The sequence below is a fragment of the Paenibacillus sp. AK002 genome (assembly GCF_053903045.1).
Map to the genome: position 1 here is coordinate 3,046,061 of NZ_CP096377.1, position 15,686 is coordinate 3,061,746.

Annotated in this window: 11 protein-coding genes; 10 read left to right on the plus strand and 1 reads right to left on the minus strand. The window is 49.2% G+C overall.

The window, feature by feature from the left end; translation table 11 throughout:
* Nucleotides 1–9: 9 nt before the first annotated feature.
* A complete protein-coding gene (locus M1D70_RS13645; RefSeq protein ID WP_009592926.1) occupies nucleotides 10–360 on the plus strand; it encodes a DUF2512 family protein in 351 nt (116 codons plus the stop codon).
* 201 nt (nucleotides 361–561) lie between these two features.
* On the plus strand, nucleotides 562–1,020 hold the full coding sequence (locus M1D70_RS13650) for a hypothetical protein (RefSeq protein WP_456290128.1): 459 nt from the start codon (nucleotides 562–564) through the stop codon (nucleotides 1,018–1,020).
* A gap of 88 nt (nucleotides 1,021–1,108) precedes the next feature.
* Here the strand turns inward: M1D70_RS13650 and M1D70_RS13655 are convergent, their stop codons facing one another.
* The gene (locus M1D70_RS13655) at nucleotides 1,109–2,905 is read right to left on the minus strand and encodes a hypothetical protein (protein WP_009592929.1); all 1,797 of its coding nucleotides are present in this window, start codon (nucleotides 2,903–2,905) and stop codon (nucleotides 1,109–1,111) included.
* 486 nt (nucleotides 2,906–3,391) lie between these two features.
* Here M1D70_RS13655 and M1D70_RS13660 point away from each other — a divergent pair, with 486 nt between their 5' ends.
* From M1D70_RS13660 to M1D70_RS13695, 8 genes are all read left to right on the plus strand, one after another.
* Nucleotides 3,392–3,805, plus strand: coding sequence for a YugN-like family protein (locus M1D70_RS13660; protein ID WP_009592953.1), 414 nt, complete (start codon nucleotides 3,392–3,394; stop codon nucleotides 3,803–3,805).
* A 267-nt stretch (nucleotides 3,806–4,072) separates the two neighbouring features.
* Nucleotides 4,073–7,537: a glycoside hydrolase family 2 TIM barrel-domain containing protein gene (locus M1D70_RS13665; RefSeq protein ID WP_456290129.1), complete on the plus strand. Its 3,465-nt coding sequence runs from the start codon at nucleotides 4,073–4,075 to the stop codon at nucleotides 7,535–7,537.
* Nucleotides 7,538–7,690: 153 nt separating this feature from the next.
* Nucleotides 7,691–8,467 carry an alpha/beta hydrolase gene (locus M1D70_RS13670; protein ID WP_456290130.1) on the plus strand — a complete coding sequence of 259 codons (777 nt, stop codon included), beginning with the start codon at nucleotides 7,691–7,693 and terminating at the stop codon, nucleotides 8,465–8,467.
* Nucleotides 8,468–8,564: 97 nt separating this feature from the next.
* Nucleotides 8,565–10,949: a polyprenyl synthetase family protein gene (locus M1D70_RS13675; protein ID WP_036672594.1), complete on the plus strand. Its 2,385-nt coding sequence runs from the start codon at nucleotides 8,565–8,567 to the stop codon at nucleotides 10,947–10,949.
* A 138-nt stretch (nucleotides 10,950–11,087) separates the two neighbouring features.
* Nucleotides 11,088–11,882, plus strand: a complete 795-nt coding sequence (locus M1D70_RS13680) for a DUF2935 domain-containing protein (protein ID WP_009592962.1) — start codon at nucleotides 11,088–11,090, stop codon at nucleotides 11,880–11,882.
* A gap of 308 nt (nucleotides 11,883–12,190) precedes the next feature.
* Complete coding sequence (locus M1D70_RS13685; protein ID WP_456290131.1) at nucleotides 12,191–13,534, plus strand: helix-turn-helix domain-containing protein; 1,344 nt, start codon at nucleotides 12,191–12,193, stop codon at nucleotides 13,532–13,534.
* Nucleotides 13,535–13,549: 15 nt separating this feature from the next.
* On the plus strand, nucleotides 13,550–14,053 hold the full coding sequence (locus M1D70_RS13690) for a VOC family protein (protein ID WP_228468942.1): 504 nt from the start codon (nucleotides 13,550–13,552) through the stop codon (nucleotides 14,051–14,053).
* A gap of 350 nt (nucleotides 14,054–14,403) precedes the next feature.
* The gene (locus M1D70_RS13695) at nucleotides 14,404–15,636 is read left to right on the plus strand and encodes an RICIN domain-containing protein (RefSeq protein WP_456290132.1); all 1,233 of its coding nucleotides are present in this window, start codon (nucleotides 14,404–14,406) and stop codon (nucleotides 15,634–15,636) included.
* Nucleotides 15,637–15,686: the final 50 nt, after the last annotated feature.

The window sequence follows — 15,686 nt, forward strand, 5'->3', positions numbered from 1 at the left end:
GTATCACTTATGAAACTGCTTGTTAAGTTATTGGTGCATGGGGTTATGATAACGGCTCTGTTGGTTTCCCTAACCGATGCTTCGTTCATCGGGGCCCTATTGACGGCAGTGGGGATCGCCATCGTTGCTTACTTGGTAGGGGATTTATATATTCTGCCTCGCACCCGCAATATGATCGCCACGATAGCGGATGCCGGCTTGGTATTTGTCATGCTGTGGATCATCGGCGCCGCTGCCAACTGGACCATCGATTTCTCGGAGATTCTGCTGCTGGCGGTACTTGCGGGGGCCTTTGAGTATTTCTTTCATAGCTGGATCAGGGGCGAGCATCTTCTAAACAAAAAACAGCGAGCCTCGTAACTGCACATCGCATAATGAATACGGCCTTGCGATCCTATAAGCAATATCACTTTAGCCTGAGTAATCAGGCTTTTTTTATTCTCTGAGTCTTGGTCCAGCTGCCATGGCATTGTGACAAATATTATTTCTTAATTAGAGAAGAGGGAATAGATTCGATGTAGGTGACCTTCGAATATTAAGAGAATTGAGGTATGTTAGGAGATGGTCAATATCAAAGGGAAGCGATCCAATACATTGATTGGCCTTCAAGCATTCTTGGCGATCGGCGCGTTGGCAGGGGGAACCATGCTTATAACGGCTCCTAGTGGTGAACTCATTGGGATGCCCAGCTCATTATTGCAGGACTCTTTCTTTCCTGATTATTTAATTCCAGGCATTCTTTTATTCTGCGTGTTTGGCATCCTGCCTGTGATCACGGCTTCCGGACTGATTCTAAGGTGGGAGTGGAACGCAGCCCAAAGATTCAATATATTCAAAGATAAGCATTGGTCCTGGACCTTTTCTTTATATTCGGGCTTTGAGTTAATCATCTGGATTATGGTTCAGGTGTATATCCTGGATTCCGTTTCCTTCATACACCTGGTTTATGCCATGCTTGGTTTGATGATCCAGATGGCCACGATACTACCATCCGTACAAGCAAAATATACGTTGCAGTGAAGAGAGTAATTCACATCGGCTGAAACGTCAATGAAATAACCCCATCGCTCCATTATGAGCAATGGGGTTATGTTCTTTCTCATACATTTTACGGCTTCGCGCTTTTCCAATACGCATAAGCATGCACGACGCTGCCGGTAAAGGAAGGTGAATCCTTTAATAAAGCAGGCAGCTTGGCAAGCTCTTCTTCCATGTAGGCGGCACCTTCTTCGTGGAAGGTGATATGATCGCCTTCATGACTGGCTTTGATTTCTACCGATATCTTGATGGGCTTGCCCAGCTCATCGGCAAATGCAATCTCTTCCTTGGAAACCCCGACGATGCCGTTGGATCCCTCCGCTACATCCCGGAAGGCCATGAGGGAAACATGGTCCATACGATTGATCATCCACTTGCTGAGCGACATGTCTTCTCCAGTGACCTTGTATTTATCCAGCCACACGGCCATATCCATGCTGGCTTCCAATGAAGAATCCTTTTTCAATTCCGTAACGAATGCATCCAGATTCGCGGTCCATTCTGAAATAACCTGCTGCGAATCCTCTTTCCATGCCGGCAGCACGTAGGGCTCAATGTCCAGGTGAATGCCATGGAAACGCTCATCGCCTTCAACGGCGCGATTGTAGTTCTTCACATAATTGACGAGCCGCATCATTCTCGGCCGGTTCTCCTCAAGGGCCCATATCGGATGTCCGCCCATGGCATGAACCTCGATTCCTGCCGCAGCCGCTTGTTTAACAAACGACGAGTACGAGCTGTACGGCTGCTCCAGATCAAGGCGTACATACAGCCAGTTCAATTTCTTCTCTTTGGCAAAATCAAGAATTTCCTGACTGTTTTGAACGACTTCATGGGCTTCCCATATATAAGTGCCTCTTACCATAGGATCCCGCGTCACTGGATCCGCATCCGGCACGCGGTCGCCTTCACCGGGTTCTGGAACTGGATTTGGCTCCGGGACCGGTGATGGGGAAATGGGATCCGTGCTTCCAGGGGGAACGATCTCATCAGAAGACATGCTTTGCCAGTTGCGAATATCGTGGATTGCGACACCGGCAAAGGATGGATAAGAACCGAGCGCACTGGAGAGATGATCCAATTTCTGATTCAACTTGTCCTTCCCGTGTCCATAAAAGGTGGTGTAAGACTCGCCTGGCATCTCCTTGGTATTAACTCCGATCAGAATTTGTTTCCCAAGCCTGTCAGCAAGCTCAAGCTCAGACCGCGTCAAGTCCAGAATCCCGTGCTCGGATTCCACTTCATTCCGGTATGCCATGACGGTAACATGGTCAAACGCACCGATCAGCCATTCATTAAGACCGGTTCCATCCGCCAAGGCGTATTGGTCAAACCAGAAAGGAATATCGATTCCGAGCTCCAGCCCCTTTCCGGAAGCTAGGCTCAGGAACGCTTTAAGATTTTGTACCCAGGTGGTGATGATTTGGCCCTGTTCAGTTTCCCAATTGGCAAGCACATATGGTTCTACATCCAGATGAATCCCGTCGAATCGGGCACCTGCAGCAACCTTCCCGTTATAGTCGATTACCCAATCAGCGAGACCGAGCATATCATCGAGATGCTCGGTGAGCGCCCATCTGGGGTCTCCGCCCAAGGCATGGACTGCGATTTGGTCCTCATGCGCTCGCTCTATAAACGCCTCGTAAATGTCCGACGACAGCTGGCGATCGATCTGCAAGTAGATCAGATTAATGCCCTCTTCGCGGGAAAAATCAAGCAGCTCTGCGCCGCCATCCCGTATCAGGTCCGTCTGCCATATCCAAGTCGCTTTTTTTGAATTATTTTCGCCGTAAGCCGGGGTATGCAGCCCCACCAGAAGCATGACAACCAAGAGGCTAGCAAGCTTCTGGTAACCTTTCACTTTCATGTTTTCCCTCCGTTTCTCTGCGAGAACTCCACGTATTCTCTGTTTAGTAAACGGGGTTATTATAGCATTGATAGTTCAAAAAAAGATGAGCCCAAGTTCTTACAGGACATTATAGACCCGAATGAATCGAACGGGTGATCGGTATAAAAGGAACTATATGATAAATGGAATAAAATAACTAAATGACATAAATAATATGAATATGAACAAGAATAAGGCTAAAAGCTTAGGAAGATAGTTGCGTTTTTGGCGCTTGGTTGGTCCAGTGTCACTGTTTTGGGAAAGATCAGCATTATATATAATAGCTGCGATCCAGAATGGGAGTGCTGTGTCTTCACGACTAGTAATTTAAGGCAGTGGGTACGCGTGAGCGATATAAGCATTACGAACTTAATCGGACATCAGGATGCAGCAAGCAGCTGCGAACCGTATAAAGGCAGGAAATCACGTCCATCCTAGAACTAAAATGTGAAGGTGGGCGTTAACATGATTAATTTGGAATCGCGACTGGAGAATATGGAGGACCGTTTCGTAAACATCGATACTTATCTATGCAAACACGATTTTACGTTAGCCAGCAATTGGGATTACAAGCATGGCTATTTGGATAGGCGATTGGATCAGGAGCGGATGGTGTGGCTTCGCATTCCCTTTCACGTAACCAAGGGCAGCTTGGATGGCGAATGCGGCGGATGCCATGCAACGATCAAGCTTGGCCGACCATTTGTCTTCAGGCATATATATAATAAGGGGACCGATAAGCATGCGAGACCACGTTTATTGGGAGCTCTCTTCGATCAATTCCAGTCGCCGATCGACCCTGACGCCTCGGTGGACGATATGTGGGTTGAACAAGCCAGAAAAGTCTTGGACGAGGTGGAGACGGGGTATTTGCATTAACATTAAGATATCCAAAGAGATTCGGACGCTGGGTCTCTTTTGGAACATCTGCAATATAATGAAGCAAGGGGCTCTGATGCATGCTGCATGCGAAGGGCTCTTTTTTTTGTCCAGTGCAAGGATATACAGGAATTAAAGATCATCCTTTGAAAACCTTAGAACTTTTTTGAAGAAGGCTCAAATGATAAAGCATCCTGATATAGTAGGATTGACTGAATATGCGGCCCCGCATTGATGAATAAATAAACGAAGAAGGTGATTTCACCCATGAATAAAAGAGCTTTATTTAATGATGGATGGACGTTTGCAAAAAGCAGTTTGGACGTTGAAGATTCGGAGAATTTACAATTTCAGCCCGTTGATCTTCCTCATGATTGGCTCATTCATAACACGGAGGATTTATACGAGAACAGCATTGGCTGGTACCGGAAGAAATGGTTGTGGAATAATGACGGCGGTCAGGTCTTCCTCTGTTTTGACGGTGTGTACATGGATTCTTCCGTCTATGTCAATGGTCGTCCTATGGGCGAATGGAAGTATGGCTATTCTTCCTTTGAACACGAGATCACGGATGCGCTCCGGGACGGTGAGAATGTCATCGTCGTAAAGGTTGTGCATCAAAGCCCGAACAGCCGATGGTACTCCGGGGCAGGCATTTATCGGAATGTATGGTTAAAGACAAGGGAATCCAACCACATCATCACGGACGGCGTTTATATAGCGACTAAGCATCAGGAAGATGGATGGCTGGTTGAAGTCGAGACGGAAATGAAGATCGTGGATGATGTGCTGATCAAGCATGTGATTTTGAAGGATGGGCAGATCATCTCCGAGACTTCAGAGCGGGTCGACGCCAATCACACGGGCAGCAGTGCAGGCAGCATCATCAATACGCAAACATTAGCTGTCAAGGATCCGCTGCTCTGGAGTCCGGAAGAACCTAACTTGTATCAATTGGTGACCGAAATGAAGCTGAGCGGAACCAAGCGTTCCACAGTTTCGCAGCATACTATCTTGGAAGCCGTCACTCATAATGTGGGATTCCGACACATTCGGCTGGATCCTCATCAAGGGCTCCTGCTGAACGGCAGCAAATTCAAATTGAACGGCGTATGCGAGCATCATGATCTCGGCGCTTTGGGAGCAGCCTTTAACAAAACCGCCTTGGCGAGAAGGTTTAAGATTCTGAAGGAAATGGGGGTTAACGCGATTCGCACCGCCCATAATATGCCGGCTAAGGAGCTGATGGAGCTTGCGGATGAAATGGGGCTGCTGATTGTATCGGAAGCCTTCGATATGTGGGAGCGGCCGAAGACGCCTTATGATTATGCCAGGTTCTTTCGGGAATGGGTTCAGCGTGACGTGAAGAGCTGGGTTAAACGGGACCGCAACCATCCGAGCCTTATCATGTGGAGCATCGGGAATGAGATATATGATACCCATGCCGATGAGAAGGGGCAGGACATCACAAGAATGCTGATGGATGAGGTTTATGCATACGATCCTAAGCAAAATGCAAGGGTTACCATCGGATCGAATTATATGCCTTGGGAGAACGCACAGCAATGCGCCGATATCGTCAAGGTAGCAGGATATAACTATGCCGAGAAATATTACGAGAACCATCACCGGGAACATCCGGATTGGATCATATATGGTAGTGAGACCGCGTCAATTGTACAAAGCAGAGGCATCTACCATTTCCCGTTCGATAAATCCATCCTGGCCGATGATGACGAGCAGTGCTCCTCCCTCGGCAACAGCTCGACGAGCTGGGGAGCGAAATCGGCGGAGGCATGCATTCTGGCTGAACGGGATATGCCCTTCTCGCTAGGTCAATTCATATGGACCGGGTTCGATTATATTGGAGAGCCTACGCCGTACCATACTAAAAACTCCTATTTCGGACAGATTGATACGGCAACCTTTAAGAAGGACTCCTATTATATCTATCAAGCTGCTTGGACGGATTACAAAACGAAGCCCATGGTGCATCTGCTGCCCTATTGGGATTTCAATGACGGTCAGATGATAGATGTTCGCATCTGCTCCAATGCGCCAAAAGTAGAATTACGGCTCAATGGGGAAACCGTGGGTACGCATGACATTGACCATGCACGAGGAAGAGAACTGGTTGGGTGGTGGAAGATTCCTTACGTCAAAGGCGAATTGAAAGCGATCGCTTATGACGAAACAGGCCGTATCGTAGCCACGGATGCAAGACAATCGTTTGGCGATGCCAGGCGGATCGTTTTGCGCCCGGATAAAGAAGAGCTAAGGGCCGATGGAACAGATCTCATCTTCGTTGAGATCACGATGGAAGATGAGGATGGGCATTCCGTCGAGAATGCCAATAACCGGGTGGAGGTCCATGTCACGGGTGCGGGGCGGCTGCTGGGTCTCGATAATGGGGACAGCACGGATTACGATCCGTACAAAGGCCTAAGCAGAAGACTGTTCAGCGGCAAGCTGATGGCGATCATCGGAGCGACATTGGAGCCCGGCGGAATCGGGATCGAGGTGTCCTCCACAGGTATGGAGCGTCAATCCCTTCATTTGACTTCCATACCCGTACAGGATGATGTGACGCAAGGAATATCCGCAAGCATGAGGAATGAGGAGGGCCCATGCCTGACAGGAAGCAGGGACGAGATTCCGCTTCGCAAGATTGAGCTGATCAGCGAAAAGGGTCAGGTCTTTGATCCGGCGAATCGACAAATGACAGTTCGGGCCATGTTGCATCCACTGACAGCTTCTTATCAGGAAGTCGAATGGGCCGTCGTAAACGATGCCGGCATCGAATCCAATATTGCGAGCGTCGAGGCCAATGGCCATGCTGCCATCGTAACAGCCCTTGGCGATGGAGAATTTCGATTAAGATGCACGAGCCGGAACGGGACAGGTAAAACCCGGCTCATCTCCCAGCTTGAATTTAAGGTCGACGGTTTGGGTGCAGCATACAAGGATCCATACTCCTTCATATCTGCAGGATTATATGATTACAGTCAAGGTGAAGTTGGGAACGGAAACGAAAGAGGCGTAGCCACGAGCAGAGACGGCGAGACGCAGGTCGGGTTCCGGGACATCGATTTTGGCCCCCGTGGCTCCGATACGATCACGATTCCGATATTTGCTCTTTCAAGCGAAGCGTACGCTTTGCAAATCTGGGAGGGCATGCCTGGCGAAGAGGGCAGCTCCCTGCTGGCCGATTGCATTTATCAGAAGGAGTCCAAATGGAACGTGTATCAGGAAGAAACCTACCGATTGTCCAAGAAGCTGCGCGGCATTACGTCGATTTGCTTTGTCCTTCGCCAGAAGGTGCACATTAAAGGGTTTTATTTTCAACCGGGGAATCGAGCCTTTGAGCCCAACTTTGCCGCGGATTGCGACCGGATTTACGGGGATACCTTTACGATAGTGGACAACAGGTTTGTTCAAGGGATAGGAAATAACGTCTCCCTCGAGTTTGACGAGATGGATTTTTCAGCCGACGGTGCATCGAAACTGGTGGTGTACGGCAGATCCGCCTTGGATAAAAATACGATTCATATTCGGTTTGCGCATCTGGATGGCGAAAGCAACCGGCTGGTCGAATTTAGGCAAGCCGACGAATATGAAGAGCAAGTATTCGATCTGGAGCCAGTGGCCGGCAAACAGAAGGTGACGTTCATCTTCCTGCCGGGAAGCCAGTTTGATTTTGGCTGGTTCCGATTTGTGCGAACAGATTCCTAATTTGCGAGATAAACCAAGCTGCCGACCGACTCGGCAGCTTGGTTTCGTTATGTAGGATGTAAGGGATCTCCGAACAGGCGCGTAGGAATTTAATTAACCCTGCGGTATAATTTGAAATGACATCATATTTGGATTGAAGGGACCGTGATAGACATGAAGCAAACCCATAAACCGAGGAACAAAAGATGGATCAGGCCATTCATTTGGATATTGTCCATCTTGGCCATCATAATCATCGCAGGACTTGCCATACTGGACTCACTTACTTACGAGCCGCTGGATGAAGCGAAAGCGGTATTTCAAAGCGACACGAGGGTGGCGGTTGAACGCATTCAAGACGGCTATCGCTTCGAGCCTGTAGAAGGGCAGATGATTCAGCCCGACATTATTTTTTATCCGGGCGGATTGGTGGAGCCCGAAAGTTACGCGCCTTTTGCCAAGAGAATGGCAGAGAAAGGGCATCGCGTTTATGTTGCCTCCATGCCACTGAATCTCGCCATATTCGGACAGAACAAGGCGGATTCCTTCATAGCGGAGCATCCAGACAACCGATATGTCATCGGCGGACATTCCTTAGGCGGCGTTTTTGCCGCGAGATATGCCAAGGAACATGCGGATGTCATTGAAGGGGTCTATTTCATGGCCTCATACGCTGACGATGGGGGCAATCTGAACGGATTAAACCTGTCCGCGCTTCAGATTACCGGTACGCAGGACGGCGTTCTTGATCGAACGAAATGGGAGGCTGCAAAAAAGAATCTGCCGGACGCTACCACCTATGTAGAAATTGAGGGCGGAAATCACGGGCAATTCGGAGCTTACGGTATGCAAAAAGGAGACCATGAACCCGCCATCACCGATGCCGAGCAGCTGGACGAAGTGTCGGAGGCCATGGGACATTGGCTTCAGTCTATGGATGAATCCCTGTAACTGTAACTGAAATGTAACCCGATTGAAACTTCTGCGTATAAAGGTTATAAACATGGGTGCATGTTTAACATTTAAAGAAGTTGAGGGATTCCATCAAATGAATGTGGCATATACAGATTACGCCGATACGGGATATCGGCAGGCTGAGCAGAAGGCTGCTCAGTATTTTGCATCGCTCCATGTACAGGTTAAGGATAAGAGTTATGTGCCTATGCTGACTGAAGACATTCTCATATGGAAAAGAAAGCATGTTCAACGTCAATCATGGCTGTCCTCTATATTGCCGTCGAAGAAAAAGCCGGATAACCGGGATTATCATAGATACATCGGATGGCTCAACTATACAGGCGAATTGGATGATTATTTGGATCGAAGCATCTCCTATATTTATATGAGGGATCTGGGCATGGCGCTGGATTCCACTGATACGAAAGAGAGAATACGACGCGTTGTTGCGAATACCCGAAAACTTCTGGTTCGCTCAAACGGAGCAAAAGAGGGAGACACGCCGGATTTTATGAGTCTGGCGGGATTGTACCGTTGGGCGCAGAAGGAAGGCATTGAAACAGCCGTGATTTGGGTCATCAACAAACTGAAGCATGTAGCCTCCCATATCCCGGACAAGATGGATGCAGAGCAAGCCCAGCGCAAATTAATCAAAATTATCGTTGGGGTTGTCATGCATGTTATGGAAGATTTGAATGGAGAAACATCGCCAGCGGAACGCTCATCGCGTCTTGACGATGCGATCCGACTGGGGTATTCCTACGGGTTAACCTATCCTTTCATAGACGACCTGCTCGATTCAGGGGTTTTGAACGCCCAGGAGAAGGAACAGTACTCCCACATGATACGGCAGGCCCTGCTTACCGGGAAAGTACCAGAACTTGGCCAGTGGAGCGGTAAAAACATGGAGCTCGTTCATTTCGTGCATCAGGAGCTCCGGGATGCATTCGAGTATATTCAAGGACGGCAGCGCCCGGAAACGCAGCAAACTTTTTTCGAGCAGTCCAACGTGTTTTTTCATTCGCAGCATATTGACCGTATCAAGGACCTTGCGAATCCCGATTACACCAATGAAGAATTATATCTGCCGATCATCCTGAAATCCTCTTCCTCGCGATTGATTGTCCGTTCTGTTATAAGCGCTGCGGCGGATGGAGGCTTCGAGGACCGAACGTTCTATTATGGGATCTACAACCAGTTGGCCGATGATTTTGCCGATATGTTCCAAGACTTGAAGGACGGGGCGGTAACACCTTACACTTACTATTTAAAATATCGCGGACAACGCCAGGACCTCATCAATCCTTTTGAATTATACTGGGCAGTGATTTCCCACCTGATTCATAACGTGTACCATTCGGACGCCAAGACGCGAGAAGTGATGCTCGACCGGGCCATCAATGGCCTGAAGCGCTGCAAAGAACGCGTCGGCACCGAGAAATACAATGAAATCATGGATATTTTCGCTTCCGGGAACCCGGAATTCAATCGTCTTATCCAGCACATGGTCTCCAAAGCCGATCAGGTGGATTTCCTTGATAAATTGCTGCGTGATCAGATGGTAACCGTACTTAGAAACGAGCGGAAAGAGAAGGATTATTTTATCGATACGTTTAAATCCGTTCGAGATGAGATTAACCAACATTTGCAAATCGACAAGACTCCCGGCATACCGCCGATGAAAGAGTCGCTGATCGATGCGGCCAATTATTCGCTCGAAGGGGACGGCAAGCGCCTGAGACCCATACTGACTTGGGTAATGGCCGTGAAGGAATATGGACTGCAGGCATCAGCCATCGTGCCGCTGCTGAGATCGCTTGAATACATGCACACCGCTTCCTTGATATTCGATGATTTGCCTTCCCAGGATAACGCCTCTACTCGTAGAGGGCGGCCGACCTTGCATCAGGTTCACGATAGCGCCACGGCGGAAATTACCGGTTTGTTCCTAATACAGAAGGCGATCGAAGAGCAATCCTCCCTGGAAGGGTTTGACCCGAAAACGGTGTTGAAGCTGATACGGTATTCGTCCCAGCGAGCGGGAGATATGTGTTCCGGCCAGGCGATGGATTTGAATTCAAAAGGAAAGGCCTTGTCATTGGAGCAGTTGAATACGGTTTGTTACTACAAGACGGGGATCGCGTTCGAGGCATCGCTGGTTATGCCCGCCATTCTGGCTCAGGTGAAGGAGACGGAAATCGCAATCCTGAAGAAATTTGCTTACCACGCAGGCATTGCTTTTCAGATTCAGGATGATTTGCTGGATGTGCAGGGGAACGTGGAGCAGCTTGGCAAACCCGGGGGACAGGATGCGGAGAACAACACATCGACCTTCGTGAGCATTCTGGGGCAGGAAGGGGCCAGCCGGGAAATGTGGGATCATTATTGCCAGGCGATGGAGGCGCTGCAGGAAATGCCGCGCAATACGGCGTTTCTCAAGCATCTATTGAACTATATGGTAAATCGTGAACGTTAAGATGGTCCCGTATCGCGTAGATTGTCGGTAGTCTAATCGAAGGCAAGCGATTGCTCCGGCTGGAGTTGTCAATCGTTCTACTCCCACGGCAGCTGCATATATTTTCTGAGAATAAAGCTGCCAGAGGAGGCAAGGCCAATGAGTGATCCATTGTATGAGCACCGGTTTTGGCTGCAGATTCTTGGGGACCACTGCCGGTTTATTTTTACTGCGCTGTCGCCTAAGGAAAAAGCGGACATCGCTACCGCTGAATCCTTAATGACTAGATTTGATAGGCTTCTCAGTGAATCTCGGCGACCGGATGCATCCGCATTCATCGCTAAACTGAACGAAGAAGCCCTTCGTGCTTCGCAAGAATTGCGCGAATTCAAGCTGAGTTTATTAGAACGGCAGCTTGCAGGCACCATAGATTTTCTCCTGACCCCGTCCTTTATCAACCACATGGTAAATGAATTGGAGGAATACCTGCGAATTTTGCAGGCCTTGCAAGAGGGGAAGGGAGTGCCGCTGTTCCATCCTTTGCATTATGATATGGTCTGGCTGCAGGATGCATTTGGTCATGCGGCAAGTCTGGCCGCCGATCTGGATTTTGCCGAAAAGCCGTTGATTGCCAAAAGCATGGCGTTCCAAAAGGATTTTGAAGGGTTTTATCTAAAGGCTGTTGAAATGACAGGGTATCTGCGGACCCGCTTGAAGGATTTTCCCGCCCTCCGCAAATTTCATGCCGATATAAACCTGGAAATGAGAGTGTTCATGCACTTTCTGTCGGAACTCGAGGAGCTTGAGCTGCGCGGGGAAGTGCTGGACCGGATCAATCCGCTGATGCCGGATCATATGTATCGGGAAGAATGTTATTATCTGTCCAAGCTGGCTGCTCTGGGCGAAATACAGAGCCCGAACTGCGATCCGACGAAGCCGAGAGTCACTGGTTGATGGATGAAGGATGGGCTAGTGCTCGAGTTTAAAAAAGCAATCTTTACTTTCTTCTCTGGGGCTAAGCATTCATTGGAAGGCGCAGGCGCACTTATGGCGATCTAGGGATGCAGCATTTCCATGCAAGCCTGCCAAGTTTACTAATTGAATGGAAAGCAGTTCTCTTGTTGTCAGATGAAGAGGCTGCTTTTTTGATTTTGCCGTAACGAGATTGATTTTTTGATAAAAAAGTACAGTTCGCCTTCGCTGAAATTTGGTATGATGTCATCGAAGGAAGCTACAATCATAAGTGAGAGAAAGGACAAGAAATGCAGACCGGTGAAATCGTTCAACGCGCCATTGATTTTGTCGAAGATCATCTCACGGAACCGCTGGCACTCGAGGAAATTGCCGGCGTGGCAGCCATGTCATTGCCGAATCTCTACCGATTGTTTCACAGTATAACGGGACACCCCGTCAAGGAGTACATACGAAAACGCAGGATCAGCGAGGCCGCCAGCTGTTTGCGCAATACCGATCTGCCGACCCTCGATATCGGGTACCGCTGTGGATTTGAGTCCTACCCGGCATTCATGAAATCGTTTAAAAGGTGCACAGGACTAACTCCAGGAGCATACCGGAAATCTCGGCTGATCTACAGTTTTGAACGGATGAACCTGAATGAACGGACAACATTCATGGGAGAGCAGGATGCCTCTGAACGCTTTCCTGAAGTAAGGGTTACCCGTTTGCTTCCCGGGAAAGGGATTGGTTGTCTGTTTGCTGCCGAGCATGAGAAAGGGATAGAAGCCGCTGCGATCGATCATTTCCGGACGCTTATGTCTTCTCACCATATCGATATCAATGAGCTAAGGCTCTTCGGTTGGAACGTGGATCTGGAGGATGAAAGCAAGCCGTTCGGATATCAATTGCTCGCTGTTGACGTGAAGGAGCGGGCCTGGATGATGAAGCATCCAGAATTGAAAGCCATCGTTCTTGATGGCGGGCTGTATGCCGTGGTCCGAACGCCATCGGTGGCGGAAGACTGCATTCAGAACACATGGGATCGTTTGTTCTCCGAATGGCTGCCCCGCAGTGTGTTTGAGCAAGGAAAGCATGGTTTCATGGAAGAATATGTACTGAACAAGAATCAAATCGTTCGGATGAAGCTTTTCCTTCCCGTGGAACGAAGCAAAATGATGGGAAAGATCGAAATTGTGGAGTTGTCCACGCTTAAGGCGATAGCCTTTCGCAGAAAGGGGCCGGACTGCGTGGAACAAGCGGATGAAGCTTCGATTGCCTGGTTATCTCGTAAGGGGTTTAGGGGTGACTCGCGTATTCGCGTATTCATGCGCTGTGACGACGCTCTGCTGAAGCAAAGCTCCGCCTACGAGATTTATATAGTTCCGCCGGAGGAGTTCCTCCCATCCCTTGAAGATAAGGACGTGCAGGTTGAGTTGGAAGGCGGTCCCTATGCCTGCCTGGAATCAGGTGCCTATGGCACGATGACAGGCGTACTTCATCGAATTTACCGATGGCTCGATGCTTCAAGCGAGTTTACGCCGGATCCAGAACGCCGGTGGTATGCCAGTTACGACCTGGAGGGAGCGTCAGATGATGGAATGATCCAAGCGAAGTGTTATGTTCCGGTAAAAATCAAGCAGCAGACATAAGAATGGAGGGAGCTCATGAGCAGATGGCCTGTCGGAAAAGAGCTGCCGGAAGGGTATCGACCGTTTAAGGCACCACGCGTACTTAAGATGATCCAAGGAGGCAAAACCATGAACGAATCCATACAGAATACGGACAACCATACACAGGCAAGCCCGATTAAGAACAAGGTGGGCAGCATCTTCATTCCGGTCCGGAATATCGAAGCGTCGCGCAGCTGGTACTGCCGCGTTCTGGGCATACCAGAGGCCGATTGCCAGATTATGAATGGCCATTTATGCCCATTGCCCATGGAAGGTACGGGCGTGATTCTGGATACGATGCCGAAGTGGGGAGGAGACCAGCCCGAGGGAGCGCCGTCTATCGATACTCCCGCCTTTATGCTAATGACAGAGGACCTGGAAGGTTCTTTGGAATATATGAAAAAGCTCGGCGTGGAACTCGTGACGGAAATCGAGCACAATCATTGGTTCGTCGTGAAGGATCCCGATGGGAACAAACTCATGATTTGTCGTGAATAAGTCAGAATATGAGAAGATAGAGAACGTAACAGAAGCCGGCTCTAGCAGCCGGCTTTTTGATTTGGAGAGAAGCGTAAGGACTTTAATGAAAGAAACCAAATTATGAATGTAAAATAATATAAATTTAGGTTGATAGTGGAATGAAACAGGAATATAATGGAAATGAAAGCGTATTATTAAAGGTGTTTTAGAGGAGAACAACAAGTGAATCTTCCATCATAGATTGGTTTAAGGCAAGACGAGAGAACGAGAAAGAGAGGTGATACGAAGCTTCAGTAGACGGTCCGCACGATGCTGGCACACTAGGTATCCATGAAACCTGAATCCGATGAAAAATAGGAGGGAACATGATGCTAAGAAAAGGAATATGTGTAGTTCTGCTGTTTAGTCTTCTGGTCGTTCTATTGCCTGTGAACAAAACCAATGCGGCGCCGAGCTGGAATTTGGTATGGAGTGACGAGTTTAACGGGACCTCGCTCAACAGATCCAATTGGACGCCGGAAATCGGTACCGGCAGCGGGGGATGGGGAAACAATGAGCTGCAGTATTATACCGATCGCGCGCAGAACGTGCAGGTCACCGGCGGTAATCTTGTCATTACGGCTCAGAAGGAATCCTATGGCGGGATGAATTACACCTCTGCCCGGATCAAAACCCAGGATTTGAAGAGCTTTACTTACGGAAAAGTGGAGGCACGAATCAAGCTGCCGTCGGGCCAAGGCTTGTGGCCGGCGTTTTGGATGCTCGGAAGCAACATCAGCACGGTCGGCTGGCCGAAGAGCGGAGAGATCGACATTATGGAACGGGTAAACCTGAATCCATACGTAAATGGTACCGTTCACTGGGATGCAGGAGGTCACGCCGAATTCGGTCGTGTATCCGGCAATCTGGATTTTTCCCAGTTCCATGTCTACAGCATTGAGTGGGATTCTAAATACATCCGCTGGTTTGTGGACGGTCAGCAGTTCAATGAATTTTATATTGAGAACGGAACGGGCAATACCGAGGAATTCCAGCGTCCGTTCTTCTTATTGCTGAACTTGGCGGTTGGCGGAAATTGGCCGGGCAGTCCAAACAATTCCACGCCGTTCCCTTCGCAGATGCTGGTGGATTACGTGCGCGTGTATCAGGACACGGGTGCATCGAATGTCATCAGCGACGGGATTTACACCATCGCTTCCAAGGCGAGCAGCAAAGTGATGGATGTCGTGGATGTGTCCACGGCCAGCGGCGCCAAAATCCAGCAGTGGACCAACTACGTCGCCAATAACCAAAGGTTCCGGGTGGAAAGCACGGGAGACGGATTCTACAAACTCACGGCCGTGCACAGCGGCAAAGTACTCGACGTGCCGAATTCATCCACTTCGACTGGCGTTCAGCTGCAGCAATGGAATGATAATGGTACGGATGCACAGCGATGGAGGATCATTGATGTTGGCGGCGGTTATTATAAACTTGTGTCCAAAGCGAGCGGGCTTGTAGTCGATGTAGCCAGCGCCTCCACCGCGGACGGTGCTGCTGTCCAGCAATGGACGGACAATGGCACGGATGCGCAGAAGTGGGCTTTCACCAAAATCAATTAATCTTGGACAGGCAGTCCCGAGTGGGGCCGCCTGTTTAATTTTGGGGAGGG